General features: G+C 61.8%; 1 protein-coding gene. It reads right to left on the bottom strand.

Features of this window, described 5'->3' with window-relative positions; all coding sequences use genetic code 11:
• Positions 1 to 18: 18 nt before the first annotated feature.
• Positions 19 to 1,215, bottom strand: a complete 1,197-nt coding sequence (locus tag V3W47_RS19655; protein ID WP_331826928.1) for a transposase — start codon at positions 1,213 to 1,215, stop codon at positions 19 to 21.
• Between the last annotated feature and the right edge of the window lie 57 nt (positions 1,216 to 1,272).

Here is a 1,272-nt window from a genome sequence, read left to right as displayed (position 1 = left end):
CTGACGGCCTGACAGATTTTATGAGGGCGAACGAAAAACGAGCTGCCAGCCGACTTCGAGCGTTGTTTGTAGTACAGTATGAGGGCGTTTTCGTCCGCTCAGTGGCTCAGGGTCAGGCTTACCCTGGAGGGTCAGGCGGAGGAAGACCGCCTGACCTCGGCTCAGCGCGTATTGAACAGCCCGGAGACCGATCTTGAGATAGCTCAGTGCCCGCTGCCAGTGGGGATCGACGACACGTCGATCCCCGCGCTGCACAATCTGAACCCCTTCGGACACGAGCAGCAAGGTTGCGACCGCCAGCACCAGAATCAGGCGTTCCAGACTGGCAGCGTCTCGCAGCTTGGAATCTTCCAGACCGAACAGGCCGCTTTTCTCGTCCAGAAAGCCTTCCTCGATCTGGAAGCGTTCTCCATACTCGGCGAAGGTCTCGATGCTGGTCGGCTCGTCGCTCACGACCTGCCACTGCTCTGGGCCGTCCAATGGACGGCCCAGAGCCACGTGAACCGGACCAAAATGCTGCCCGGTGAGGGTGACGTTGTGAAAGCAACGGGTTTCCCTGGGTGAGAGTCTGACCTCGCCCACTTTGCACAGCCGCTGGCCGTCTGGCGCAGCGAGGATCAGGCTGGACTTGATGCGGATACGGTAGTGCCACCCGCAGACTCGCAGCCAGGCCATCAGTTGCGTGTCGCAGAACCCCCGGTCCGCCAAAAGGCGGACCTCAGGCTGACCGAGGAAATCGAGCAGGCCTTTGACTTCGGCCAGGACGGGTAGCAGTTGAGCCGTGCTGACCTGAGCGCTGGGGTGTTCGAGGACGCGCGAGACGAGCGGCACCGCTCGTCCCCGGAACAGGACCGAAACGCGAATCAGGCAGAACTTCTCGAACAGGACACTGGTGTCCAAGGCCAGGATCAGAGTGTGCCCGCCCCAGTCGCGCAGGGCACGGATCACGAGTGGACCGTAAATGGTGGTGGGGTCGATGGCTGGATTCTCCAGCCACCGACGAAGTCGGCGTTCGTTGCTCTGAGCGAAGGTGGCGCTGGAGTGGATGTGGGGCAGCCAGGCCGGGAGGAAGCTGCGCTGGGAGAGCAGCAGGCCTGCGACCATCCAGGCGAGGGTGCGCGCATTGCGAATGTCGTTCCACAGACCAGTCTGGAGCTGAGCCAGGACAGCCTGGTAGAGTCGAGGAGCGTCCCCGGCGGCATTTTCAGTTGTCACAAACAGAAAGTGTCCCCTACCGGGGACGCTTTCTCATACTTTCTGTCAGGCGGTCAG

The organism is Deinococcus sp. YIM 134068, assembly GCF_036543075.1.
GTDB lineage: Bacteria > Deinococcota > Deinococci > Deinococcales > Deinococcaceae > Deinococcus > Deinococcus lichenicola.
This window is presented reverse-complemented; position numbering and strand designations above follow the sequence as displayed.